Raw genomic sequence first — 25653 nt, 5'->3', positions numbered from 1 at the left:
GTACTCAAGTCCATTATTCCGTTGGCCGAAACCGCCGGCGTGCCGGCGGTTTCGTATTCGAGCGGTCGCCGCTTCACCTGATCTTCGGCAGCTGCTCCCACTGGTGGAAGGGCGGCGGCGAAGGCAACTGCCATTCGAGCGTCGTTGCGCCCTCGCCCCATGGATTGGCGCCGGCGATCCGCTTCTTCTGGAAGGCTTCGAACACGCCGTAGAGGAAGATCGCCACGCCGACGGCCGAAATATACGAACCGTAGGACGAAACCATGTTCCAGCCGGCAAACGCGTCCGGATAGTCGATGGTGCGGCGCGGCATGCCGGCCAGCCCGAGGAAATGCTGCGGAAAGAAGATCAGGTTGACGCCGACAAACGTGACCCAGAAGTGGGTGTTGGCGATGACCGGCGAATACATGTAGCCGGTCATCTTCGGGAACCAGTAGTACCAGCCGGCGAAGATGGCGAACACCGCACCCAGCGACAGCACGTAATGGAAGTGCGCGATGACGAAGTAGGTGTCATGCAGCGAGCGGTCGAGGCCGGCATTTGCCAGTTGAACGCCGGTGACGCCGCCGATGGTGAACAGGAAGATGAAGCCCAACGCCCACAGCATGGGCGTCTTGAACGAGATCGACCCGCCCCACATCGTCGCGATCCACGAGAAGATCTTCACGCCCGTCGGCACCGCGATGACCATGGTGGCGAAGACGAAATAGCGCTGCGTGTCGAGCGACAGGCCGGTCGTGTACATGTGGTGCGCCCAGACGATGAAGCCGACGGCGCCGATCGCGACCATGGCATAGGCCATGCCGAGATAACCGAACACCGGCTTCCTCGAGAAGGTCGAGACGATATGGCTGATGATGCCGAAGCCCGGCAGGATCAGAATGTAGACTTCCGGATGGCCGAAGAACCAGAACAGGTGCTGGAACAGGAGCGGGTCGCCGCCGCCATCGGGAGCAAAGAAGGTGGTGCCGAAGTTGCGATCGGTGAGCAGCATGGTGATGCCGCCGGCCAGGACAGGCAACGACAAAAGCAGCAGGAAGGCGGTGATCAGCACCGACCAGGCAAACAGCGGCATCTTGTGCAGCGTCATGCCAGGCGCGCGCATATTGAAGATGGTGGTGATGAAGTTGATGGCGCCGAGGATCGAGGAAGCACCGGCGATGTGAATCGACAGGATCGCCAGATCCATGGCCGGTCCGGGCTGGCCGGAGGTCGAGAGCGGCGGATAAAGCGTCCAGCCGCCGCCGACGCCAAAGGCGCCCGGCGCGCTCGGCACGAACATCGAGGTGAGCAGCAAGATGAAAGCCGGAGGCAGAAGCCAGAACGAGATGTTGTTCATGCGCGGGAACGCCATGTCGGGCGCGCCGATCATGATCGGAACCATCCAGTTGGCAAAGCCGCCGATCAGTGCCGGCATGACCATGAAGAAGATCATGATCAGGGCGTGTGCGGTGGCGAAGGCATTGTACATGCTCTTGCCGCCGTCGACCGCGGCATCGCCGTTCATGCCGTAGACCATCTGCGCCAGACCGCTGAAGATCTGGATGCCGGGCTCCTGCAGCTCCATGCGGATGGCGACGGACAGGGCGCCGCCGATGACGCCGGCCATGATCGCGAAGATCAGATAGAGCGTGCCGATGTCCTTGTGGTTGGTCGAATAAACCCAGCGCACCCAACCACGGTAAGGTTTGTGGTCGTGCCCGTCGTGAGCTGCAGCGTCTGCCATGTTCCGCTCCGTTCCCTGATCTTTTCTGGCCGCAGGCTTCAGTTGCCGGCGACAGCTATCTTGTTCTGGCCGTCGACCGCAGCCATCAGCGTCCTGTTGGCGCCGGGCAGATCGGTCTTGGCCGCCGCCAGCCAGGTCTTGAACTGTGCGTCGGAGACCACGCGAATGGCGATCGGCATGAACGCATGGTCCTTGCCGCAGAGCTGCGAACACTGGCCGTAGTAAAGACCTTCCTTCTCCGCCTTGAACCAGGTCTCGTTGGTGCGTCCCGGAATGGCGTCGATCTTGATGCCGAAGGAGGGCATGGCGAAGGAGTGGATCACGTCGGTCGCGGTGACGAGCACGCGGGTCATCGTGTTGACCGGCACCACCAATTCATTGTCGACGGCGAGCAGGCGCGGATAGACCTTGCGATCTTCCTTGCCGGCGGCCGAACGGTCGCCGTCTTGCAGTATGGCGGAGTTGAAGGAGAGCGTATTCTCAGTCTGATATTCGTAGTCCCAGTTCCACTGGTTTCCGGTCGCCTTGACCGTCAGCTTGGCTTCTTCAGGCGGCGTGTACTGCGCCGTCAGCAGCTGGAACGAGGGAATTGCGAGACACAGCAGGATCACGACCGGGCCGACGGTCCAGATCACCTCGATCAGCGTGTTGTGGCTGGTCTTGGAGGGAACCGGGTTCGCGCTCGCGCGGAATTTCACGATGCAGTAGGCGAGGAGAAGCAACACCAGCACGGTGACCGGGACGATGAACCACATCGTGTAGTTCCCGAACCACTCGATCTGCCGCATCATATCGGTCGCCGGCGGCTGGAAGGTCGTCTCCCAATCCACGGGTTGATCGGCGCGAGCGGATGTGCCGGCGAAAAGCGTAATAGCGGCACAAGTGCTTAGAAACTTGGCACTTGCTGGAAACTTGGCGTTTGCCAGGAAATTTCTCATCGCCCTCTTCGTCTCCCAGTTCCTCGCGGCTGTGTGCGCGAGAATAACGAACAATGCCCGGACGGGAATCCCGACAGTTTCAAGCTGGTTCAAACCACACTCTTTTTCCCACCGCAAGAAAGGAGCGGGCGAAACCGTGCGGCATTTTGCGCGCAAGCCACGATGCACCCTGAAAGGCTGCGGCGACAGCCTCGAATCGCGTATGGTCGGGCTATCACCACATTCCTGTGGGCTCCACGTGCGGAGCGTCGCAATTCGGGCGAAATTGGCAAGGAAAAGCGCCGAGTTGGCTTTTTCAGGGCAGACCGGCCGCGGTCTCGTCCTTTACTTGGCTTTGGCGCGGCTTAAAGTGCCGTGATTCGCAATGGAGCCGTCATGAACTCTTGGCTTTCGGGATTTGGGCTTTCGAGAAGCTTGGCGATGATCCGCTTCCTCGCCGCCCTGTCCGCAATCGGCCTGTCCGCAATGGTCTTTTCAGGCACGGCCAATGCGGCGCAGCCGAGCGGCACCGTGCGCTCGACGCATGGTGCGTGGTCGATCATCTGCGACACGCCCGCCGGCGCCACCTCGGAACAATGCGTGATGATGCAGAACGTCGTCGCCGAGGACCGCCCGGAGATGGGGCTGTCGGTCGTCGTGCTGCGCACCGCCGACAACAAGGCCGAGATCCTGCGCGTGCTGGCACCGCTCGGCGTGCTGTTGCCCAACGGGCTCGGCCTCAACGTCGACGGCAAGGATATCGGCCGCGCCTATTTCGTGCGCTGCTTCCAGGACGGCTGCTATGCCGAGGTCATTCTCGAAAAGCCGCTGCTCGACACGTTGAAGACCGGCACGTCCGCCACCTTCATCGTCTTCCAGACCCCGGAAGAAGGCATCGGCATCCCGGTCGACCTCAAGGGTTTCGCAGACGGTTTTGCCGCCCTGCCCTGAGGCTCCCCGTTTGGCCTTGAAACTGCTCGATCCGGACGACTTCGAGATATTCAAGCGAATTCGCCTGGAGGCCTTGCGCACAGTTCCCGAAGCCTTCGCCAGCAGCGCAGCGGATTGGGAAAGTCTGCCGGACGAGGAATGGCGGCGGCGCCTGACGAACACCCCGGTCGTCGTCAGCTTTCAAGACCAGGAACCCGTCGGCCTAATGGGCCTGATGCGGCAGCAGGCCGGCAAGATGGCGCATCGCGCCACCATCGTCATGGTCTATTTGCGTGGCTCGGAGCGTGGCGGCGGGCATGCGGTGGCGATGCTCAATCTGCTGCTCGATCACGCCCGCACATTGCACATAAGGCAGGTCGAACTGGCTGTAAGTGCGGAAAATCAGGCGGCCATCCGATTCTATCTACGCGAGGGTTTTCACGAAATCGGCCGCATACCTGGCGCCTTGCTTCATGAAGGCCGAGAGATCGACGAAATCATGATGGCGCGACGCCTGATTTAGCATCTGCCGTATTCGACTCGCAAAGATTGCCGAATGGCGCGCTGACGCCTACATGCCGGTGAAACCGCTTACTGAAGGGCACGCGCCATGAACAGCCTGATCGGCCAATTCGATATTTCAGACGATCGCATCAAGCAGATCGTCGCCGAGACCATCAACGGCGCCGACGATGGCGAACTGTTTCTCGAATACAGCGAGAGCGAAGCGCTGATGTTCGACAATGGCCGGCTGAAAACCGCCAATTTCAACACCGACCAGGGTTTCGGCCTGCGTGCAGTCGCCGGTGAGGCCAGCGGCTACGCCCATTCCAGCGATCTGTCCGAAGCCTCGCTGCTGCGCGCCGCCGATGCCGTGTCGACCGTCAAGGGCGGCTATTCCGGCACGCTCGCCGCGGCACCCGCCCGCACCAACCGCCATCTCTATGGCGAAGAGAACCCGATCCCCTCGCCTTCATTCGAGGTCAAGGCGAAGCTTTTGCAGGAAATCGACGCCTGGCTGCGCGCGGAGGACCCGCGGGTGCGCCAGGTTTCGGCATCGCTGACCTCATCTTGGCAGCATGTCGAGATCGTGCGCGCCGACGGCCAAATGGTGCGCGACGTCCGCCCGCTGGTCCGGGTCAGCGTCTCGGTCGTCGTCGGCGACGGCGACCGCCAGGAGAGCGGCTCCTACGGCATGGGCGGACGCAAGGCGTTTGGCGACTTCCTGATCGAGGACAGCTGGAAGCACGCCGCCAAGGAGGCGCTCAGGCAGGCGCTGGTCAACCTGGAAGCCGTTCCGGCGCCGGCGGGCACCTTCGATATCGTGCTGTCCAGCGGCTGGCCGGGCGTCATGCTGCACGAGGCCGTCGGCCATGGACTCGAAGGCGACTTCAACCGCAAGAAGACCTCGGCGTTCGCCGGCCTGCTCGGCCAGCAGGTCGCCGCCAAGGGGGTCACCGTCGTCGATGACGGCACCATGCCGGAGCGGCGCGGCTCGCTTACCGTCGACGACGAAGGCACGCCGTCGGCCCGCAACGTGCTGATCGAGGACGGCAAACTGGTCGGTTACATGCAGGATCGCCAGAACGCCCGGCTGATGGGCATGAAGGCGACTGGCAACGGCCGGCGCGAAGGCTACGCGCATCAGCCGATGCCGCGCATGACCAACACCTACATGACCGCAGGCGACATGGAGCCGGACGAGATCATCGCCTCGGTCAAGAACGGCATCTACGCCGTCTCCTTCGGCGGCGGCCAGGTCGACATCACCTCCGGCAAATTCGTCTTCGGCTGCACCGAGGCCTACATGATCGAAAACGGCAAGGTGACGCAGCCGATCAAGGGCGCCATGCTGATCGGCAACGGGCCTGACGCCATGCACCGTGTTTCCATGATCGGCAACGACATGAAGCTCGACACCGGCATCGGCATGTGCGGCAAGGCCGGCCAAGGCGTGCCGGTCGGCGTCGGCCAGCCGCATCTCAGGATGAACCAGATGACGGTGGGCGGCACCCGGGTTTGATTTTGTCCGCCGGTCGATTTGTTGCAGTTGGAGTAGCGCTGCCCCTCATCCGCCTGCCGGCACCTTCTCCCCGTATAGGGACGGGGAGAAGACGCAGACCGTGTGCCGGACTCTTCCTACAGCGGGTAATTGGCGACGGCTTTGGCGCAGGGTCCCTTTCTCCCCGTCACTATACGGGGAGAAATGCCCGGCAGGGCAATGAGGGGCGGCGCTGACCGACGACACTTATCGACGCGCAGTGCGGCGCGTCCTAACGCCTTCTTCTCGGCTTCTCCAGCAGTGCCACCGCCTCGACATGCGGCGACCAGAGGAACTGGTCGATCGGCGTCACGCTTTTCAGCGTGTAGCCGCCGTCGAGCAGGATCCGCAAATCCCGCGCCAGCGTCACCGGGTTACAGGACACCGCGGCGACAAACGGGACATCCGAGCGGGCTATCTGCTTCGACTGGTCCTCGGCGCCCGCCCGCGGCGGATCGAAGACGAGGCCGTCGAAGGCGTTCAATTCCTTGAACGTCAGCGGACGGCGAAACAGGTCGCGACGTTCGCTCGTCACCCGCTTCAAGCCGGTGGCGAAGCGTGATCCCCGGTCGAGCGCCGAAAGTGCGGCCGCATCGCCTTCCACGGCGTGGACTTCCGATTTCGCTGCAAGCCGGAGCGCAAAGCTGCCGCACCCGGCGAAAAGATCAGCGACCTTCTTGGCGCGCTTCAGATGTCCGCCGACGACGTCGGCCATGGCCTGTTCGGCGGCCTCGGTCGCTTGCAGGAAGGCGCCCGGCGGCACGGCGACTGCGACGCTGCCGAACATGACGACAGGCTTCCTTGGTTCGATGATGATCTCGTCATCGATGGACAGCCTGGCAAAGCCTTGCGCCATGACAAAATTGGCCGCGACACGGCGCTGGTGTTCGCCAAGCTTGCCGGAGTCATGAGCGGCCACGTCCAGGCCCGAACCCGTCACGGTGACCGCCAGCCGGAACGATTTGGTGGTAGCGCATATCAAATCGGCGAGCGCCTTCAGCGGGGCGAGCGCGACGACGATCTCGGGCAGCGAGATCGGACATTCCGATATCGAGATGAGTTCCGACGATAGATGGCGATTGAAGCCGAGCAGCATGCCGCTGTCGGTGCGCCGGGCGGCAAGCACGACACGGCGCCGTGTCTGCGGTGCGCAGGCCACTAGCTCGCCGATCTGGCAATCGATGCCCTTGCCTTTCAGGGCGTGCACCACCTTCTCGCGTTTCCACTGGCGATAGGCTTCGGCCTGGCAATGCTGAAGGGCGCAGCCGCCGCATTCGGTGAAGTGGCGGCAGGCGGGATCGACGCGTAGCGGCGAGGCTTCCAGAACCGCCATCAGCGTGGCGCGATCCCTTTCGCGCGCGGCGGTGACAACCTCGCCGGGCAGCGTGAAGGGAATGAACAGATCGCCGCTTTCGGTCTCGGCGATGCCGTCGCCCTGGGCGCCAAGCTTTGTGATGGTGAAGCGCGCGCTCATCGGTCCTTGACCCCACCTAGCAGGAATTCGCGATTGCCGTCGCTGCCTTCGATAGACGACAGATGCAGGCCGAGCGAGCGCCAGCCAGGCACGGTGTCCAGCCAATCCTGCAACAGGCCGGCGACGCGGGCGGCGTCATACGGATCTTTCAGCAGCCCGCCCTTGCCGATTGCTTCCCTGCCGGCCTCGAATTGCGGCTTGACCAGAAACACCGCGGCGGCTCCCAGCTTGGCAAAGGCGAGTGCCGGCGGCAGCGCCAGTTTCAGCGAGATGAAGCTGACGTCGGAGACGATGAAATCCGGAATGCGGCCGGCAAGATCGGCGATTGTGAGATCGCGGGCGTTAAGCCCCTCGATCACGGTCACGCGCGCGTCCTCGCCAATGTCTGGATGCATCTGGCCGTGACCGACATCGATAGCGGTGACATGGGACGCGCCACGCTCCAGCATCACCTGGGTGAAGCCGCCGGTCGAGGCGCCGATGTCGAGCGCCTCGCTTCCGGCCGGATCGAGTCCGAAATGGTCGAGCCCGGCGATCAGCTTCAGCGCCGCGCGCGAGACATAGCCTTGCGCCGGATCATCGACGGCAATGATGCAGGTGGGCTGAACGGCCTGGCCGGGCTTGCGGGCAATGGCGCCGTCGACCGTTACCGTGCCGCGTTCCACCGCGTCGCGGGCACGCGAACGGCTGGCAAACAGCCCGCGCTGGACGAGCAGGTCGTCGAGCCGCTGGCGTGTGCTGGCTGGCAGAGGCGAGTTCATCGGCCTTCATGGCGAAAGCCGACGGCGATGGCAAGGCGCTAAGCGGGCATCGAAGGGAGGGATAGTCTCCATTGCCGCCATCGTGCGCGGCAATACTGGGTTTTGAGACGATGCTGGATGGTTCTGTCACGCCCGCCATCCTTTTGAAAATCCCTGCGTTTGCACTCGTTGGAGGCTGGTCGTCGTCGAAGCACGATACGTCGCCGTTTGCAGACCACTGTTTCGAATTCGAGAAACCCTAAGGAATTATTAACCTATTTTCGTCGCATTTGCTTGAGGACTTCAATGTTATGATCGAGAAGACCGGTAAAACGGGATGAAAAGGCGGCAATCTTGGAAACGGCCATCGATATCGTCTACAAGGCTCTCGACCGGATTTCTGGGGCCGGGCTGCTGGCGACGGGGCTTCTGTTTCTGACTGCTCTCGCCAGCGCCATCGTCGCCTATTGGCGCACGGTCGAGAAAAAGAGCCTGAAAGAATTCTTCGAGTTCGCGATCCCGCAGGAAATCATCACTCACCCCTCGGCAAGGGCCGACCTGCTGTTCTGGGTGACGAGGAAGGCCCTGATGCCGTTCCTCATGCTGCCTGCCGGAATCGTTTTCGTCGGCGCCGTCGGTTATGCGACGAACTGGCTGCTTTCGACGCCCCTGGCGATACAGTCGCCCCTGATCGAGGGCCCGGCAGGGCCGGTAACGGTGACGATCTTCACCATCACGATGCTTCTCGCCTACGACATCTCCTACTATCTCTATCATGTCGCCCAGCACCGCTATCCGGTGCTCTGGGAACTGCACAAGGTGCATCATTCGGCCGAGGTGATGGTCGGCATCACCAAGGATCGCGTCCACCCGCTCGACGAATTGATGAACCGAGCCTGGGACGGCGTCATTCCCGGCATCTGCTTCGGCATCTGGTCGCTGGTCTCGCTGAACCTGGTCGAGCTGACGGTCTTCGGCGTCAACGTCTATGTCATACGCAACATACTGATGATGGATTTCGTCAGGCACACGCATTTCAAGATCTCGTTTGGGCCGCTGAACAACCTGATCTTGTGCCCGCACTGGCATCAGTTGCACCACAGCACGGACCCGCGCCATTACGACAAGAACTTCGGCCTGCTTTTTTCGTTCTGGGATCGGCTCTTCGGAACCCTATGCGTTCCCAGGCCGGACGAGGACTTCAAGTTCGGCTTGATCGAACGCAACGTGCGCGACTATCAGTCGCTCGCGGGCCTCTACATCCTGCCGCTGAAGCGGATATGGCGGCTGATCGCCAGACGCTTCCGAACCGACAAGTCCGAGCCGCGGCAATCGTTGCAAAGGAGCGAGCCTTGAACGCGCCTGTCGTGTACCGGCTGCCGCGAACGCACCGGATCGAAATCGCGACTTCGGCGGCGCGCCTTGAAGAAATCGCGCCCGCCTGGGCTGCGCTCTGGCAGCGCGCCGGCGGCCTCGTCTTCCAGCATCCGGACTGGATCTCGGCCTGGTGGCGCACGACGTCGCATCGGGACCGGCGCGACCTCAGGATCGGGTTGGTCTGGAGAGGCGAGCGGCTCGAAGCCGTCATTGCGCTCGCGACCTTCAGGCGCTCCGGCATCCGCGTCCTGGAATGGGCGGCGAAGGATCACTGCGACTATGGCGATGTCCTGTTTGCTCCCGATGGCGACCCGGACATCCTGCCGCAGCTCTGGCAATGCATTCTCGACCATGGCGGCTTCGACCTCGTCTATCTCAATCGCCTGTTGCCCGACGCCCGGTTCCAGGCCCTGCTCAGTGCTGCCGCCCCGGGCCGCGGCAGGATCTTGCAGCCAAACCACCGCAGCGAGATCAGCTATCGTGTCGCTGGCGCTGGGCAAAGCGGCGCGCAGTGGTTCGAAAGCCAATCGAAGAAGACCCGGCAGAACTATCGCCGCGGCCGCAAATTCATGGAAGAAGGCGGCGCGCTGCGCTTCCGCCTGATGGATGCGCACGAAGCCCGCGAGCCGGTGCTCGAGCGCTTGGCGGCGCTGAAGCGGCTATGGCTTGCAAAGCACGGCCGTGTTTCGGACCTCTTCGACGAAGGCTCCGCCGCTCTGGCGGCCCTGGTCTCGGTCCTGGCCGAACTCGGATTGCTCCGCATCTTCGTGCTCGAACGCGACGATGCGATCATCGCCGTCTCGATCAATTTCGAGCAGCATGGAACGATGATGGCTTTCGTCACAACCTACGATCCGGCCTTCGAGCGGGCCTCGCCGGGCATGGTCTTGATGATGGATTACATCCAGTGGTCGCTTGACCGGGGCTTGACCACGGTCGACTTTCTCTCCGGCGGGGAGGATTTCAAGCGCCGTTTTGCGACGCAATCGGTGATCTTGTCGTCGGTGATGGGTGGGCGAAGCCTGCGCGGACGCCTCGCCGCCCTGGCGGACCGCGCCCGCCACGCCACGAATTCCTGGCGCTCCGAGAAACCGTCGAGACAAGCAGAGCTGGCCGCGGAGTAACATTGCCAGCTTTTTTAGATCGCCTGCATGCGGCAAGCGCGATAAAATGCCCCTCTCAAGCAGCAGATACCGCTCGTTGGAACCTCGGTGCGGAGGAGGATGGATGCTGACGGGAACCTGCCACTGTGGGGCAACCCACTGGACCCTGGAGGGCGATCCCGGGTCGATCACAGCCTGCAACTGCACGCTTTGCCGTCGCTATGGCACGCTCTGGGCCTACGACTATGTCGACGAACGCGTCCGCGTTGCCGGACCGGTCAGCAGCTATAGGCGCCCCGGAAAGGAATCGCCTTCGCTCGAAATCCTATTCTGTCCGACTTGCGCCTGCGTGCTTGCCTGGCGAGGCTTGCGCTCCGATGCCTCCGGGCGCACACGCATCGCGGTCAATGTGCGGCTTGCAGCACCGGAGGCCGTCGCCGGCTTGCCGATCGACCATTTCGACGGTCTCGACACCTTTGACGACCTGCCGCGCGATGGTCGCTGCGTAGGCGACATGTGGTCTAGCGCGCGTCGCGTCGAAACGGATCCATGCGACGCGCTCCGGTCTTTGCTCCATGCATGTCGTTGTCTCGAAACCTGGGTCACTTTTTGAGCGACATGCATTATTTGTTTCACGCATGTCGTTGTCTCGAAACCGGGGCCACTTTTGAGCGACATGCATTAGAAGATCGTCCGCGAAGCCCGACGCTCGACGGCAGGAGACAGGCCATCGTCCACGTCGCCGGCTGCTTCCTTGCGCGGATGCTCGACCGGCGCGGCCGGCGCGATGACCAATTGCGGCACCTGCTTGTAGGAAAAACCGCCGCGGATATCGCCCATCTTGTTGGCGACGATGCCCACCGCCGCTTTTTCGAGATTGCGGTCGTAACGCGTTTCGGCGGCGGCGGGTGCCGCGATGACCGCCAAGACGGCCGCGCCGCATAGAAGCCTCTTCATTGTCGTTGTCTCCCTGCCTGGTTCCGATCTAGCAGGGCGCCATTGAAAAACGGCCAAGAGACACGGTAAGCAAAACGCCAAACGGCAGTATTACCAACGCGTTAAGGAAGCAAGCCGGTAAACCGGGCAGGTCCTTGAGGTTTTGAGTCAGGCGCGCTGGGCGCGGACCGTATGTCCGAGCGCCATGAAAACGGTGCGCACGATGCCGGCGGCATCGAGACCGGCATCGGCATACATCTTTTCCGGCTTGGCGTGGTCGGTGAACGCGTCGGGCAGCACCAGGGGACGCACTTTCAGGCCGCTTTCCAGCAAGCCCTCATGGGCGAGGAACTGCAGCACATGACTGGCGAAGCCGCCGACGGCGCCCTCTTCCACCGTCACCAGAACCTCGTGCGAGCGCGCCAGCCGCCGGATCAAATCCTCGTCGAGCGGCTTGGCGAAACGGGCATCGGCAACCGTGGTGGAAAGTCCAGCCGCGCCAAGTTCCTCGGCCGCCGCGAGACAATCCTGCAGCCGGGTGCCGAAAGACAGCAGGGCGACCTTCGTGCCTTCCCTGACGATGCGGCCCTTGCCAAGTTCGAGCACCGAGCCGCGTTCCGGCATATCGACGCCGACGCCGTTGCCGCGCGGATAGCGGAAGGCGATCGGGCCGTCATCATAGCTTGCCGCGGTGCGCACCATATGGCGCAGTTCCGCCTCGTCGGCGGCCGCCATGACGACGAAGCCAGGCAGTGTTGCCAGGAAAGTGGTGTCGAAGGCGCCGCAATGCGTCGCGCCATCGGCGCCGACGAAGCCGGCGCGGTCGATGGGAAAACGCACTGGCAGTTTCTGGATCGCGACGTCATGGACGACCTGGTCGTAGGCACGTTGCAGGAAGGTCGAATAGATTGCCACGAAGGGCTTGTAGCCTTCGGTGGCGAGGCCGGCGGCAAAGGTCACGGCGTGCTGCTCGGCGATGCCGACATCGAACGTCCTGGCCGGGAACGCTTCGCCGAACAGGTCGAGCCCGGTGCCGCTCGGCATCGCCGCGGTGACGGCGACGATACGGTCGTCCTCGCGGCCTTCCCTGATCAGGCTTTCGGCGAACACCTTGGTGTAGGCTGGCGCATTGGCTGGCGCCTTGGCCTGCGCGCCAGTGATGACGTCGAACTTGTTGACGCCGTGATATTTGTCGGCGGCGGCTTCGGCCGGCGCATAGCCCTTGCCCTTCTGAGTGACGACATGGATCAGCACCGGGCCTTTGCCATTGTCGCGGACATTCCTCAGAACCGGGATGAGATGCTCCAGATTGTGACCGTCGATGGGACCGATATGATAGAAGCCGAGCTCCTCGAACAGAGTACCGCCAGTGACGTAGCCGCGCGCATGCTCGACCGCCCTGGTGATAGCGCGATCGGCGCGCTTGCCGAGATAGGAGGTCAGTTTCTTGCCGAAGTCGCGCAGGCCGACATAGGCCTTGCCCGAGGCGAGGCGCGCCAGATAGGCGCTCATCGCGCCGGTCGGCGGGGCAATCGACATGTCGTTATCGTTGAGGATGACGATGAGCCTGGCATCGAGCGCGCCGGCATTGTTCATCGCCTCATAGGCCATGCCGGCCGACATCGCGCCGTCGCCGATGACGGCGACGACGTTGTTGCGGCCGCCGGAGAGATCGCGGGCGGCGGCCATGCCGAGGCCGGCCGATATGGATGTCGAGGAGTGGGCGGCGCCGAACGGATCGTATTGGCTCTCGGCGCGGCGGGTGAAGCCCGAAAGGCCGTCCTCCTGCCGCAAGGTGCGGATGCGGTCGCGCCGGCCGGTCAAGATCTTGTGCGGATAGGCTTGATGGCCGACGTCCCAGATCAGCCTGTCATCCGGCGTGTTGAAGACATAGTGCAGCGCCACCGTCAGTTCGACCACGCCAAGGCCGGCGCCAAGATGGCCGCCAGTGCGGGACACGGCGTCGATCAGCTCGGTGCGAAGCTCGGAAGCCAGTTGCGGCAGATCGCTCTCGGCAAGCGTGCGCAGGTCGGCCGGGATGCGGACCGTGTCGAGAAGCGGCGTATGCGGCGTAGCGTTCACGGGTTGGCCTGCTCGGTATGTTCATGGGCGGGATAGGCCGCCGGCCGGCGAAAGTAAATGCTTGGCAGCGACGCGGATCAGGCTTTAGGTCGTTGTTTCATGCATGTCGTTCTCCCAAAACCGGGGCCACTTTTGGGCGACGTACACTAGCTTTCCGGCAACGGGATGAATTCTTCCTCATCTCCGGGAACGATATCGAAGCGGCCTGTCTTCCATTCCTGCTTGGCCTGTTCGATGCGCTCCTTGGAGGACGATACGAAATTCCACCAGATGTAGCGCTTCGAGCCGAGCGAAGCGCCGCCGAACAGCATGAAATGGGCGCCACGCTCCGACGAAACGACGATCTCGTCACCGGGCCGGAACACCAGCAGCCGTTCCGCCGGAAAGACATCGCCTGAAATCGATACCTCGCCTTCCAGCGTGTAGATGGCGCGCTCCTCGGCATCGGGCGGGATCTTCACGCTGGCGCCCGGCGCCAGGCGCAGGTCCGCATAAAGCGTGTCGGAGGCTGTCGTGACCGGAGACTGCAATCCCTGGAAGTCGCCGATGACGACGCGCCCGCTGACGCCCTCGGCATCGATCCCGGGAAGGCGCAAGGCGGCAGTGTTCTCGAACACCGGCGCCACCTCTTCCTTGTCGTCCGGCAGCGCCAGCCATGTCTGTAGACCGGAGACCGACATCGGCGCACCGCGCAGTTCTTCCGGCGTGCGCTCGGAATGGACGATGCCGCGGCCGGCGGTCATCAGGTTCACGTCGCCGGGCTGGATGACCATCTCGGTGCCGAGCGAATCGCGATGCCGGATCTTGCCGTCGAACAGGTAAGTCACCGTCGACAGGCCGATATGCGGATGCGGGCGGACATCGAGCGCCTGGCCGGCGCGCAGGATCGCCGGCCCCATGCGGTCGAAAAAGATGAAAGGCCCGACCAGCCGCCTCTTGGCGGTCGGCAGGGCGCGGCGCACCTCAAAGCCGCCAATATCCTTGGCGTTCGGGATGACCATCAGCTCGATCTGGTCGCTGGCAAAGGCGTCGCCTACTTCGGGATCCTTCCCGGGAAAGAAGCTCATGAACTCTCCTTGTCAGCGACCAATGGCTGCTTGGCCGGATCAGGCAAACCGGGTCGCCGCCTTGGCCCGCAGCTTGGCCGCCACTTCTTCGCGATTGCGGGGATGCTGATGGGTTTCGAGCGAATCCAGCAGCTCGCGCGCCGACGCGGCAATGGCCTCGACGGCGTGGTCGAACGCGTGCTGGTTCTGCTTCGAGGGCCGCGTCGTTCCGCTCAGCTTACGGACAAACTGAAGTGCCGCATCGCGGACTTCGTCATTGGTTGCCGGCGGATCAAAATTGAACAGGGTCTTGATGTTTCTGCACATCGCTTCCTAATCTCCTCTTGCCGTGGAGCCGTTTCAATCGAGACGAGCTTTATCCCTAATCATCATGGTGTCCAAAAGTCGGTGAGACGAGACCGCCGTTGGGGGACGCCTCAATCCGCATCCAGCGGTTCGGTGCCGACAGGCTTGCCGTCGCGCGACAGCCTTATCTTCTCGACCTTGTCCTCGGCGGACTTCAGCAGCCGGTCGCAATGCACCTTCAGCGCTTCGCCGCGCTCATAGATCCGGATCGACTGGTCGAGCGGCACGTCGCCGCGCTCGAGGTCATCGACGATCTTCTCCAGCGCCTCGAGTGCCTGTTCGAAGCTCATAGCCTTGACGTCTTCGTTGGTCGCATCAGCCATCATTCATCCTTTCATCAGTCGCCCGACATGGGCGGCGACCGAAAATGCCAATCCCTGCAGATCGTAGCCGCCCTCGAGCAGGCTGACGAGGCGGTTGCCGCTGTGGCGCGCGGCGCGCTGCATCAGCTGGCCGGTCGCCCAGTCGAAATCGTCCTCGGTCAGATTGATCTCGGCCAGCGGATCGCGATGGTGCGCGTCGAAACCGGCCGAAATGATGATCAGCTCGGGCGCGAAATTGTCGAGCGCCGGCAGGACGCGCGACAGGAAGGCATCGCGAAAGACCTCGCTGCCGGTCTGCGGCGCCAACGGGGCGTTGACGATATTGCCGGCGCCGGTCTCGGTCTTCGCGCCGGTGCCGGGATAGAGCGGCATCTGGTGCGTCGAACAATAGAGCACCGACGGATCGTCCCAGAAAATGTCCTGCGTGCCGTTGCCGTGGTGCACGTCCCAGTCGACGATGGCGACGCGCTCGATGCCATGCTTCTTCTGCGCATAGCGCGCCGCAATCGCAGCGGTATTGAACAGGCAGAACCCCATCGCGGTGGTTTTCTCGGCATGGTGGCCAGGCGGGCGGGCGGCGACGAAAACATTGTCGGCTCGGCCTGAAAAGACGTCGTCGACGGCGGCGTTGGCGGCGCCGATCGCGGTTATCGCCGCCTGCCAGCTCTTCGGGCTGGCGGTGGTGTCGGCATCGATGCGAGCTATGCCTTCGTCGGGAATGGCGGCGCGCACGCGCGCGACGAAGTCGGCGGGATGCGCGTAGAGGATGGTGGCCTCATCGCCTTGAGGCGCCTTGACGCGGTCGAGCGCGGCGAAGGCTTCGTCATCGAGCACCCGTTCTATGGCGCGCAAACGATCGGGCCGCTCGGGGTGGCCGGGTGGCGTGATGTGCTCGAGAAAGATCGGATGGGTGTAGAGACGGGTGGCCATGTTTTCTATCTAGTGCCCTGACGGCGCAATGGCCATGCGTTGCGGCTTGATGGCTGGGGAAATCGCACCTGCGTCCATTCTTGTCGCTAGGCAACGAATCCGGGTTAGCGGTTCCTTCGGAGCGTTCGTCGGCGCGCTGGTTTGAGAAGCAGCAGACGAGAAACCCGCCTGTGCGGTGGGTCATTCGAGCAAATCAGCACCATGGATGAATATCTATCATAGCGGCGGTCACGGTGTCAAGGAAAAAATTCCTACCGTGAACAGCTGCCGGCGCACAAAAAGCTGCCAAGCTGAGTTCGGAGCCTGTTCGTGTCGCCGAGGGGATTGGCGGTGCCGGCGCTTCGTCGTAAGGTCTCGGCCACTGCCTGGTGCCCGCGCAAGCGGGAGAATCGGGAACACGGTTGAACTCCGTGGCGTGCCCAACGCTGTAAGAGGGACCGCGCCGGTAAATGCCACTGTCGATGACGGGAAGGCACCGGACGCGGGTTGATCCCGAGCCAGAAGACCGGCCTGGCAGGCATCGTCATCCGCATGGTCAGGCGGCTGGCATCATAGCAATCGCAAGGGGACAAGCGATGCCGGACACCATGACCGCTCCTATGGGCGACGGATTTGACCAGATGGCGCGCGACGCGGTCTATCGCGCCATGTTCACGCGGCGCGACGTGCGCAGCCATTTCCTGCCCACAGCGCTCGACGACGAATTGCTGGCGCGGCTGCTGCTTGCCGCGCACCACGCGCCGTCGGTCGGCTTCATGCAGCCATGGAATTTCATCGTCATTCGCGATGCCGCACGACGGGCGGAGGTGCGCGACCTGTTCCTGGCCGCGCGCGAACAGGAATTGCCCGCCATCGCGGCAGAGCGGCAGGCGCTCTATCGCAAGCTCAAGCTGGAAGGCATCTGCGAAAGCGCGCTCAACATCTGCATCACCTGCGACCGCGAGCGCTCGAAGAACTCGCCGCTTGGGCGCTGGCACAATCCGGAGATGGATCTCTACAGCACGGTGTGCGCGGTCCAGAATTTCTGGCTGGCGGCGCGCGCCGAAGGCGTCGGCGTCGGCTGGGTCAGCATCATCGAGGCACAGGCGCTGAAAGACCTGCTATCGATTCCCGAGCATGTGACGCCGGTCGCTTACCTCTGTGTCGGCCGCGTTTCGGAGTTCGCCTCAAAACCGGACCTTGAGATGCATGGCTGGCGACGGCGGCTGCCGCTGCCCGAACTGATCATGAGCGAGATTTTTGGCGGCCCAGGCGAGGCGCCGCTCAAATCCACCGTGGCGCGCTTCAACGCGGTTGGCCCCGCACCTGCGACCGCCAGCCCCGCGGATCAGGATGTCGCGCCGGCCGTGCCCCAGCGCGAGCCGCCGAAGGAGGCCAGCGCCTTGTCCCTGAGTTCCCTGAACTTCGACGACGCCTCGGCCAGCCGGTCGTCCCAGGCGGGGTCGGGCACCTGGCCCTCGATGGTCTTGAAATAGACCTGCATCAGGCAGGCGATGGCGAAGGGTTCGATGAAGGCCGCCTTGAAAGCCCAGGCGAAAACGATGGCGAGCACGAAAGCCCAGCCGGCGAGTTGGCCGGGCATCAGGAAAAGAATGGCGCCGGCCGGCGCCAGCATCAGCAGGAAAATCACGAAGGAGACGCCCCACATGATGACTGCCAGCCAGACGGCGTTCTTGACCATGGTCTTGCCGTTCTGGGCGTAGAGCACGACCCCTTGCCTGGCAGTCTCGAACGGCGAGGACGAATTGAGGCGGATGTTGTAGCCGAGGATGATCTCGTCGACATAGGTCAGCGACAGGCGGATCACCGTGTTGAGGAAAGAGACCAAGCCGCTCAGGCCCGGAATAGGAAGGAAGGCGGCAACGCCGCCTAGCAAGCCGGTGATGGCGCGGATGGCACCCTTGACCAGCTGGTCGATGACGAAAAGGATGTTGGCCTCGGCGAAACGCTCTGTGACGACTTGCCTGGCATAGGCGATCTGGTTCTGACCATCGGGGACATCCCGGCCGTCGATCAGATGTACCATGACGGCGATATGGCCGGCCTTGACGACATAGAGGATGTATTCGCGGATCCAGTAAACGGCGATCGAGACGACGCCGAAGCCGACCACGCCGCCCCATAAGGCAAAGGACAGCGGCCCGTCGGGATCGGTGGAGATATGGCCGAGACCGTAGCCGACGGAGGCACCCGTTCCCGTCGCCATGATGTAGGCCAGCGTGATGCCGAAATAGACGATCATGCGAAAGACGATGAATGGCCATGTCCGCATCATGATGGACACCGACCTGCCGATATCGAAATCCCACATGCCCCGAATCTCCCGCCGAGAGACTGCTGGGGAGCATGCGCCCAACCCGGCGATTGTCAATCGCTGGAGGTGACGCCACGCGCAACTGCCGCGATTGATCAGTGCAATTCCAGGAAAACTGCGAAACGGTTTCCCGTCCGGAAGCGGAACCTCGATCTTTGGTAAAGCAGGATGGCTAGCCCGCCTGCAGGAAAGCGCGGGCAAATCCCGGCTCCACGGCTTTGATCGTTCCGTCGGGCAGCTTGAGCAGGCGATCGATCGCGACGCCGTATAGCCTCAGGCGTTCGTCGAGCAGGCGTGCGGCCTCCTCGATGTTTCCTTGGTCGGCCTGGCGCAGCGCGCTATGCATCACGTCGCGAAAGATCAGCCTGATCTGCAGCAGCATGTCGGCGAACGCCAGGGGGTCGGGTACGTCGAAAGCGCCCTCCTCGCTGCCCTTCGCCAGCAGATCAGCGATCAACGGCAGGGCAAGCTGCCTGGCGGCCAGGTCGACCCGGTGGAAGAGCACGACGTTCTCGGGCCGAAACAGGACCGCAAAGGTCGTCCTGAGTTGCGGCGCGAGTTCGACGTTCAGCCGCTGGGAACCTGCGAAAAGCGCGTTGAGCCGGCCGACCGCGTCGAGCGATGGATTGTCGAGCATGGGTTGCAGCTCGGCGAGGCTGTCTCGGGCAAGCCGCGCCGCGAGCGCTTCCAGCAGTGCCTCCTTGGAGGCGAAGTAATGGTAGAAGGCTCCCTTCGACAGGCCGGCCGCGCGGATGATGTCGTTTACCGTCGTGTCGTCATAACCGCGCTCGAAGAACAAGCGCTGTGCGCAGTCGAGAAGCTCGGCGGTGCGTATTTCGGGCGCTTTTCTGGCTCTGGTCAATAAGGTTCCCCCACCGGCGGCTTTCCTGAAAACGTGATCGACGGACCGGAACGCAGCAGCCGACAAGACGTTTTCCGGCACTATAGACCGACGGTCGGTCTGACGCCACAAGTCCCGCCAAAAAGGAGCATTGCATGCGGTTGAGGCGCTGGATTGCGGGTATGATCATCGTTGCGGCGGCGGCAGGCGGTGCCGCAGCCTGGTATTTTCTCAGACCGACACCTGTCTCGGTGGTGACCGCCAAGCGCGGCAACGCCGCCGAGATCGTCTATGCCAGCGGCGCAGTCGAGCCGAAGATCTGGGCCAAGGTGGCGCCGGTGGTGCGCGAGAGGATCGTCGAGCAATGCGACTGCGAAGGATCGCGAGTCGGGCGCGGCTATGTGCTCGCCAAGCTTGACGACAGCGAGGCGAAGGCCGCGCTCGGCGAACTTGAGGCGCGGCGGGCTCTAGCCGAACAGGAGTTCCAACGCCAAACCGTGCTCGCGCAGAAGAATGCCGCGAGCCAGCAGGCGCTCGATCGTGCACGCAGCGAACTATCGCAGACCGAGGCGCTGCTTGCCGCGCAGAAGGCACGGCTTGAGACTTACATATTGCGGGCGCCGGCCCCCGGCGTCGTGTTGAGGCAGGACGGCGAGGTGGGCGAGATTGCCGAACTCGGCACCGTGCTATTCTGGGTCGGCGAGCCGCGTCCGCTACGTGTGGTCGCGGAGGTCAACGAGGAAGACATCGCGCGCGTCGAGGTCGGCCAGCGAGTGCTCCTCAGGGCCGATGCGTTCCTCGGACAAAACCTCCAGGCGATGGTCGACAGCATCACGCCCAAGGGCGACCCGGTGGCGAAAACCTATCGCGTCTACCTGCGCCTGCCGGACGACACGCCGCTGAGGATCGGCATGTCGACCGACGTCAACATCGTCACCCGCGAAGCGAAGAACGCGCTGCTGATCCCCTCGGCTGCGGTCCAGGGGAACTATGTATTCGTGGTCGAAGGCGACCGGGCGCGGCGGCGCGAGATCCGCGCCGGCATCCGCGGCGTGGACGGTGTCGAGGTGTGGTCCGGCATCGGCGAGCAGGACCGGGTCGTGTCGCCCTACCCCGCGGAGCTCGCCGACGGCGCCCGTGTGGCGGCCCAAGGATCATGAGGTGAAGATGCCCCTGATCCTAGACATCGCAATCACGCACATCGCCGGCCGCGGCCGGCAGACGCTCGTCGCGGTGATCGGCGTGGCGGTCGGCGTCGGCTTTTCGGTCGCCATGGCAGCGCTCATGCAGGGCGGCCAGGATGACTTCGTGCGCCAACTCGTCGACACCATGCCCCATGTCGACATCACCGACGAGCAACGCACTGCCCGACGCCAGCCGGCCGAGGATATGTTCGACGCTGTCGCGATCTCGGGGCTGAGGCCGCGCGACGACCGCCGCGGCATCATCAACCCGACCGAGGCGACCGCCTGGCTGGAAAGCTGGATTCCCGGACGCTTCGCCCCGAGCCTCAAGACACAAGGCGTGATCCGCTATTCGAGCCGCGAAGTGGGCGCGACAATCTTCGGCGTCGAACCGGAGCGCGAGCCCGGCGTGTCGCCAATCGTGGAGGATTTCGTCCAGGGCAGCTTCGCCGCGCTCGCGGCCGGCGGCAACAACGTGCTCGTCGGCGACACCATGGCGAACCGGCTCGGCGCCGGGCTCGGCGACACGATCACGGCGGTTTCCTCGGAAGGCCAGGCGCGCAATTTCAAGATCGCCGGGCTGTTCCACACCGGCACGACCCAGCGCGACGAGAGCGAGGCCTACATTCTTCTGAAGAATGCGCAGATCCTGTCCGTGCGGCCGAACGCCATCAACGAAATCCGCATCAAGCTCGACGACCCGAACCGCGCGCCTGCGGTGGCGCGGCGGGCCGAAGCCGAGCTCGGTTACAAGGCCGTGGCGTGGCAGGAGGCCAATGAATCCATCCTCGAAGCCTTCGTCATCCGCAACGTCATCATGTACACCGTGGTCGGCGCGATCATGCTGGTGGCCGGCTTCGGTATCTTCAACATCATCTCCACCATCACCCACGAGAAGGCGCGCGACATCGCCATCATGAAGTCGCTCGGTTTCCCCGAGGCCGACATGCGCCGGCTGTTCCTGCTCGAAGGGGTGGCGATCGGCGCAAGCGGTTCGGCGCTCGGCTGGGTGCTCGGCTTCGCGATGGTCTACGCGCTGTCGCTGGTGCGCTTCGAGATCGCCGCGACCGGCCAGGAGATGACGCATCTGCCGATCGCCTGGAGCGTGCTGCATTACGTCATCGCCACGGCCTTCGCCGTCGGTTCTGCGGCGGTGGCCGGATATTTGCCGGCACGTCGAGCGGCGATGCAACACCCGGTCGACATCATCCGAGGCGCGACATGACCACGCTGGTCGAGACCGAAGGGCTGACGCGCATCCTGCCGGAAACGGTCCCCGTCACGCTGGTCGAGGACATCACGCTTGAGATCGGCGAGAAGGAGTTCATCGCCGTCACCGGCCCATCCGGCTCCGGCAAGTCATCGCTTCTCTATCTGCTCGGGCTGCTCGATCGGCCGACCCGCGGAACCTTGATGATCGGCGGCCGTGACGCGGGCCCCATGGACGAAAAGGAGCGGGCCAGGACGCGGCTCGAGATGCTCGGTTTTGTGTTCCAGTTCCATTTCCTGCTGCCCGAATTCACGGTGCGTGAGAATGTCGAGATCCCGATGCGCAAGCTCGGCAGATTGGAGCGCGAAAAGATGCGCGAGCGCGCCGGCGAGCTGATTGGCTCGCTGGGACTTGCCGAGCATCTCGACAAGCGGCCCGACCAGCTCTCGGGAGGCCAGCGCCAGCGTGTGGCGGTAGCGCGCTCGCTCGCCAACGATCCGCCGCTCATCCTCGCCGACGAGCCGACGGGAAGCCTGGACTCGAAGAGTTCCGAGCAGGTCTTCACGATTCTCGAAAAGTTGGTGCGCGAACGTGGCAAGACAGTAGTCGCGGTCACGCACAATATCGACATGGCAGATCGGATGGACCGCCGCCTCCATATTGTCGATGGCAAGATCGAGTGAGGGTGGATCGATCTTCAGGTAAGTGCGGCCGGCAAATGGCGGTTTTCTACGCTCGGCCTGATCTGAACCTCAACACACCTAGACAGCCGGCGGGCCGGGCCTTTTGAGCAAACCCTCGAGCAGCTGCTTGAATGCCGTCACCACCATCTTCGACGTCGCTTCAGGGTCAGTCGAATTGGCGATCCGTTGCGCTGCCTGACTGCTGGCTCCGTTGATCAGCCGCGAGGCCGTCTCGGGGTCGAGGCTGGAAACGACAACGCCCTCCTCCTGCAGCGTGGCTAGGTGGCCGGTCATTGAAGCGATGCAGGCGTTGGCATTCGGCCACTGGGCCGGATCCCCCAGCACGGCCGGGCCATCCCGGAACATGATGCGTTGGATTTCCGGCTCCAGCGCCATCTCGATATAGGTGGTGCATTCATCGACGAAATGCTGCCAACGGGTTGGCGCTCGCGACGCCACTTCGTTCACGCGCGCGGCCATCTCGCCGTCGATCTCGGCGATGACCGCCTGCAGCAGTCCCTTCTTGTCGCCGAAATGGTGGTAGAGCGCGCCGCGCGTCAGTCCGGCCGAGGCGGTGAAATCATCCATCGACGCTTCGGCATAGCCGATCGTGCCGAAGGCTTCGCGGGCGGCCGCGATCAGCTTGGCGCGCGTCTCGGCGATCATTTCCTTGCGGGGCTTGTGCATGGCTCTGGCCTTATTCACATACGCTGCGTATGCCAATTGACATACGCGACGTATGGGCTATTTAACACTCATACGCTGCGTATGTAATTGTCGAATCGTCCTTTGTCGAGGAACCGGACCATGCAAAATCCCTATTCGGAAATCTTTCGCGCCCCAGGAGCCAAGGGCTTTGCCGCCGCCGGCTTCATGGCGCGCCTGCCGATCGCCATGGCGCCAATCGGCATCGTCGCGATGCTGTCGCAGACGCGCGGCGAATATTGGCTGGCAGGCGCCGTCTCGGCGACCTTCGCGTTGGCCAATGCGTTCCTAGCGCCGCAAATATCGAGGCTGGTGGACCGTCTAGGCCAGACGCGGGTCGTCGTGCCAACCACGATCATCTCCGTGCTCGCGTTCGCAGCACTGATTGCGTCCGCCAATCAGGACTGGCCGGTGTGGACACTGTTCGCGTCGGCGCTGCTGGCCGCTGCCATGCCAAGCATCCCGGCCATGGTGCGCGCGCGCTGGACCGAGATCTTTCGCGGCCGACCGCAGATGAACACCGCGTTCGCCTTCGAGTCGGCGGCGGACGAGCTGGTCTACATGGCCGGTGCATCGCTGTCGGTGGGCCTTGCTGCCGCACTGTTCCCGGAAGCCGGCATGCTCGTGAGCACACTTTTCCTCGCCTTCGGCTCTACGGCGTTCATCCTGCAGCGCTCGACCGAGCCGAAGGTGCGACCGGTGGACCATGGCTCAAGCGGCTCGGCGATCCGCCTGCGGCAGGTGCAGATCATCACCTTCGCCCTGATCTTCATCGGCGCGACCTTTGCAACGACGGAAGTGAGCACCGTGGCGATCACCAAGGAGTTCGGCCAGCCGGGCGCTGCCAGCCTCGTCATCGGCGTCTACGCGCTGGGATCGTTCGTGCTCGGCATCGTCGTCGGCGCGCTCAACCTGAAAGCACCGCTGCAACGCCAGTTGGCAATCGCGATCGCCATCATCGCGGTCAGCACCCTTTTGCCGCTCACCGCCGACGGCGTGCCGCTCCTGGCGCTGACCGTCTTCATCAGCGGCGTGGCGATCTCGCCGACCTTCATCACAGCCTTCGGCCTGATCGAGCGCCACGTGCCGGAAGGGATGCTGACCGAGGGCATCACCTGGGTGATGACCGGCATCGGCATCGGCATGGCGCTCGGCTCCTTCGCCGCCGGCGCGGTTGTGGATGCGTTCGGCGCCCAGAACGGATTCTGGGTCTCGGTGGCGGCCGGCACGATCGCGCTGGTCACCGTGCTGCTGGGTCAGCGCAGCCTTGCCACCCATGAATGCGAGTTGGATGGGTGCGAAGCGGACGTCGTTCCCGCCGAATGATCCGTGACGCGCCCGGTTTCGAACAGGCAGACGCCTGCGTAGCCGGTTCCAGAGCCATCACCGTTTCACGGAATGGCGAACAGCTCCGTCAGCGGGCAAGCGCGTCATAGCTATCGCCGTCATCCTCGGGCTTGTCCCGAGGATCTATTGCCCGGGAATAATTACTATTACATTCAATCACCTACATCGATGCTGGCAGATCCTCGGGACAAGCCCGAGGATGACGGAATTCGTGGCGCCCGCCCTACACTCTCGGCCACAGTTTGGACTTTCGGAGCCCTTTTAGGCGGCCTGTTAGAGAATCTCGGTCTTGGCGATGTGGATGCCAAAACCTTCCAGACCGACATAGTGGCGTTCGCGCGAGGCGATCAGGTTGATCGACGAAATGCCGAGATCCTTGAGGATCTGGGCGCCGAGCCCGATCTCGCGCCATTCGTTCTCGCGGCGGCGGGCCTCTTCGTGGTCCTCGCGGTCGCCGCTCGCCGGCCGGTTGCGCTCCTGGTGGGCGACACCGACCGAGCCCTCGCGCAGGTAGACGATGACGCCGCGCTTGCGCTCGCCCATGGCCTTCATGATGCCGTCGAGCCGGTGGCTGGTGCCGAAGACATCGGTCACCACATCCTCGGAATGCAGGCGCACCGGCACGTCCTCGCCGTCGCGGATATCGCCATAGACGATGGCGACGTGATGCATGGTGTCCCAGGGCAGCGTGTAGGTGAAGACCTGCGCCTTGCCGCCTAGCGTGTCGATCTCGGAGCAAGCGACGCGTTCGACCAATGTTTCCTTGCGTTGCCGGTAGGCGATGAGGTCGGCGACCGAAACCTGCTTCAGTCCATGCTCCTCGGCGAATGCCTGCACCTGCGGGCCGCGCTTGACGGTGCCGTCGTCATTGACCAGTTCCGAAATGACACCGATCGGCGGCAGGCCGGCGAGCTTGCAGAGATCCACCGCGGCTTCGGTATGGCCAGAGCGCATCAAGACGCCGCCCTCGCGTGCGATCAGCGGGAAGATATGGCCGGGACGAACGAAATCGGAAGCTCCGACATTGCCGTTGGCGAGATTGCGCACGGTCAGCGTGCGATCCTCGGCCGAAATGCCTGTCGTCGTACCATGCTTGAAATCGACGCTGACCGTGAAAGCGGTCGTGTGGGCAGAATCATTGTCGGCCACCATCGGCTGCAGGTTGAGCCGCTTTGCCTCCTCGCGCGGCATGGGCGTGCAGACGATGCCCGACGTGTTGCGCACGATGAAAGCCATCTTCTCCGGTGTGCAGTGGACGGCAGCGACGATCAGGTCGCCTTCGTTCTCGCGACCGTCATCGTCCATGACGACGACGATCTCGCCGCGCTCGAAGGCACGCAGGGCTTCGACGATTTTCTTCTGGTCGTAAGACATGGAA

The 25653-nt window shown here is 63.4% G+C and carries 23 protein-coding genes, 2 pseudogenes and 1 riboswitch; of the genes and pseudogenes, 11 read left to right on the top strand and 14 right to left on the bottom strand.

Translation table 11 applies throughout. From position 1 onward, the window contains the following. Window positions 1–73: 73 nt before the first annotated feature. Together ctaD and coxB are read right to left on the bottom strand one after the other, a co-directional pair. Window positions 74–1726, bottom strand: a complete 1653-nt coding sequence (ctaD, locus tag NKI49_RS11495; protein WP_352598697.1) for a cytochrome c oxidase subunit I — start codon at window positions 1724–1726, stop codon at window positions 74–76. 38 nt (window positions 1727–1764) lie between these two features. Further along, a complete protein-coding gene (gene coxB / locus NKI49_RS11490) occupies window positions 1765–2781 on the bottom strand; it encodes a cytochrome c oxidase subunit II (RefSeq protein ID WP_352598698.1) in 1017 nt (338 codons plus the stop codon). A 258-nt stretch (window positions 2782–3039) separates the two neighbouring features. On the opposite strand from coxB, the gene NKI49_RS11485 reads away from it, so the two are divergent. From NKI49_RS11485 to tldD, 3 genes are all read left to right on the top strand, one after another. After that, a complete protein-coding gene (locus tag NKI49_RS11485) occupies window positions 3040–3594 on the top strand; it encodes an invasion associated locus B family protein (RefSeq protein WP_352598699.1) in 555 nt (184 codons plus the stop codon). Window positions 3595–3604: 10 nt separating this feature from the next. Continuing rightward, window positions 3605–4096, top strand: a complete 492-nt coding sequence (locus tag NKI49_RS11480; protein WP_352598700.1) for a GNAT family N-acetyltransferase — start codon at window positions 3605–3607, stop codon at window positions 4094–4096. An 87-nt stretch (window positions 4097–4183) separates the two neighbouring features. Next, window positions 4184–5596 carry a metalloprotease TldD gene (gene tldD / locus NKI49_RS11475; RefSeq protein WP_352598701.1) on the top strand — a complete coding sequence of 471 codons (1413 nt, stop codon included), beginning with the start codon at window positions 4184–4186 and terminating at the stop codon, window positions 5594–5596. Window positions 5597–5846: 250 nt separating this feature from the next. Here the strand turns inward: tldD and NKI49_RS11470 are convergent, their stop codons facing one another. Both NKI49_RS11470 and NKI49_RS11465 read right to left on the bottom strand, forming a co-directional pair. Further along, window positions 5847–7088 (bottom strand): class I SAM-dependent RNA methyltransferase, encoded by a 1242-nt coding sequence (locus NKI49_RS11470; RefSeq protein ID WP_352598702.1) that lies wholly within the window; start codon window positions 7086–7088, stop codon window positions 5847–5849. Continuing rightward, complete coding sequence (locus NKI49_RS11465; protein ID WP_352598703.1) at window positions 7085–7849, bottom strand: TlyA family RNA methyltransferase; 765 nt, start codon at window positions 7847–7849, stop codon at window positions 7085–7087. Before NKI49_RS11465 ends, NKI49_RS11470 begins: the two co-directional genes overlap by 4 nt. 333 nt (window positions 7850–8182) lie before the next feature. On the opposite strand from NKI49_RS11465, the gene NKI49_RS11460 reads away from it, so the two are divergent. The 3 genes and pseudogenes from NKI49_RS11460 to NKI49_RS11450 form a co-directional block, all read left to right on the top strand. Next, window positions 8183–9184 (top strand): sterol desaturase family protein, encoded by a 1002-nt coding sequence (locus NKI49_RS11460; protein ID WP_352598704.1) that lies wholly within the window; start codon window positions 8183–8185, stop codon window positions 9182–9184. Next, complete coding sequence (locus tag NKI49_RS11455; RefSeq protein WP_352598705.1) at window positions 9181–10329, top strand: GNAT family N-acetyltransferase; 1149 nt, start codon at window positions 9181–9183, stop codon at window positions 10327–10329. Before NKI49_RS11460 ends, NKI49_RS11455 begins: the two co-directional genes overlap by 4 nt. A gap of 103 nt (window positions 10330–10432) precedes the next feature. Then, window positions 10433–10828 (top strand): annotated as a pseudogene (locus NKI49_RS11450) (GFA family protein); the annotation flags it as partial. A gap of 161 nt (window positions 10829–10989) precedes the next feature. Here the strand turns inward: NKI49_RS11450 and NKI49_RS11445 are convergent. The 6 genes from NKI49_RS11445 to NKI49_RS11420 all read right to left on the bottom strand — a co-directional run bounded on the left by NKI49_RS11445 (window position 10990) and on the right by NKI49_RS11420 (window position 15991). Further along, complete coding sequence (locus tag NKI49_RS11445) at window positions 10990–11265, bottom strand: hypothetical protein (protein ID WP_352598707.1); 276 nt, start codon at window positions 11263–11265, stop codon at window positions 10990–10992. 147 nt (window positions 11266–11412) lie between these two features. Next, window positions 11413–13326, bottom strand: coding sequence for a 1-deoxy-D-xylulose-5-phosphate synthase (gene dxs / locus NKI49_RS11440; protein WP_352598708.1), 1914 nt, complete (start codon window positions 13324–13326; stop codon window positions 11413–11415). A 146-nt stretch (window positions 13327–13472) separates the two neighbouring features. Further along, the gene (locus tag NKI49_RS11435) at window positions 13473–14393 is read right to left on the bottom strand and encodes a pirin family protein (protein WP_352695635.1); all 921 of its coding nucleotides are present in this window, start codon (window positions 14391–14393) and stop codon (window positions 13473–13475) included. Between the two features lie 39 nt (window positions 14394–14432). Continuing rightward, entirely contained in the window at window positions 14433–14699 is a 267-nt protein-coding gene (locus NKI49_RS11430; RefSeq protein WP_352598709.1) for a DUF2277 domain-containing protein, read from the bottom strand. A gap of 110 nt (window positions 14700–14809) precedes the next feature. Next, entirely contained in the window at window positions 14810–15061 is a 252-nt protein-coding gene (locus NKI49_RS11425) for an exodeoxyribonuclease VII small subunit (RefSeq protein ID WP_352598710.1), read from the bottom strand. A 3-nt stretch (window positions 15062–15064) separates the two neighbouring features. After that, window positions 15065–15991 carry a histone deacetylase family protein gene (locus tag NKI49_RS11420; RefSeq protein ID WP_352598711.1) on the bottom strand — a complete coding sequence of 309 codons (927 nt, stop codon included), beginning with the start codon at window positions 15989–15991 and terminating at the stop codon, window positions 15065–15067. Window positions 15992–16340: 349 nt separating this feature from the next. Beyond that, a riboswitch (cobalamin riboswitch) is annotated at window positions 16341–16519 on the top strand. A gap of 47 nt (window positions 16520–16566) precedes the next feature. Between NKI49_RS11420 and bluB the strand changes: the two are divergent. Further along, window positions 16567–17235, top strand: a pseudogene (bluB, locus tag NKI49_RS11415) (5,6-dimethylbenzimidazole synthase); the annotation flags it as partial. Window positions 17236–17318: 83 nt separating this feature from the next. Here the strand turns inward: bluB and NKI49_RS11410 are convergent. Next, on the bottom strand, window positions 17319–18302 hold the full coding sequence (locus NKI49_RS11410; RefSeq protein ID WP_352598712.1) for a hypothetical protein: 984 nt from the start codon (window positions 18300–18302) through the stop codon (window positions 17319–17321). Window positions 18303–18477: 175 nt separating this feature from the next. After that, window positions 18478–19248 carry a TetR/AcrR family transcriptional regulator gene (locus NKI49_RS11405; RefSeq protein ID WP_352598713.1) on the bottom strand — a complete coding sequence of 257 codons (771 nt, stop codon included), beginning with the start codon at window positions 19246–19248 and terminating at the stop codon, window positions 18478–18480. An 80-nt stretch (window positions 19249–19328) separates the two neighbouring features. Between NKI49_RS11405 and NKI49_RS11400 the strand changes: the two genes are divergently transcribed. From NKI49_RS11400 to NKI49_RS11390, 3 genes are read left to right on the top strand one after another with little or no spacing between them, the layout of a single operon-like run. After that, entirely contained in the window at window positions 19329–20306 is a 978-nt protein-coding gene (locus NKI49_RS11400; protein WP_502899469.1) for an efflux RND transporter periplasmic adaptor subunit, read from the top strand. Between the two features lie 7 nt (window positions 20307–20313). Then, on the top strand, window positions 20314–21555 hold the full coding sequence (locus NKI49_RS11395) for an ABC transporter permease (protein WP_352598715.1): 1242 nt from the start codon (window positions 20314–20316) through the stop codon (window positions 21553–21555). Next, window positions 21552–22223, top strand: coding sequence for an ABC transporter ATP-binding protein (locus NKI49_RS11390; RefSeq protein WP_352598716.1), 672 nt, complete (start codon window positions 21552–21554; stop codon window positions 22221–22223). Before NKI49_RS11395 ends, NKI49_RS11390 begins: the two co-directional genes overlap by 4 nt. Before the next feature lie 78 nt (window positions 22224–22301). On the opposite strand, the gene NKI49_RS11385 is transcribed toward NKI49_RS11390, so the two are convergent. Next, window positions 22302–22910 carry a TetR/AcrR family transcriptional regulator gene (locus tag NKI49_RS11385; protein WP_352598717.1) on the bottom strand — a complete coding sequence of 203 codons (609 nt, stop codon included), beginning with the start codon at window positions 22908–22910 and terminating at the stop codon, window positions 22302–22304. 120 nt (window positions 22911–23030) lie between these two features. Between NKI49_RS11385 and NKI49_RS11380 the strand changes: the two genes are divergently transcribed. Further along, window positions 23031–24254, top strand: coding sequence for an MFS transporter (locus tag NKI49_RS11380; protein WP_352598718.1), 1224 nt, complete (start codon window positions 23031–23033; stop codon window positions 24252–24254). 294 nt (window positions 24255–24548) lie between these two features. Here NKI49_RS11380 and ribB read toward each other — a convergent pair whose 3' ends face one another. Further along, window positions 24549–25649, bottom strand: a complete 1101-nt coding sequence (gene ribB / locus NKI49_RS11375) for a 3,4-dihydroxy-2-butanone-4-phosphate synthase (protein WP_352598720.1) — start codon at window positions 25647–25649, stop codon at window positions 24549–24551. Window positions 25650–25653 lie beyond the last annotated feature (4 nt).

This window comes from Mesorhizobium sp. M0587, from assembly GCF_040320945.1.
Lineage (GTDB): Bacteria > Pseudomonadota > Alphaproteobacteria > Rhizobiales > Rhizobiaceae > Mesorhizobium.
Note: the sequence above shows the minus strand (reverse complement) of the source record. Positions and strands in the feature narration are given on the sequence as shown.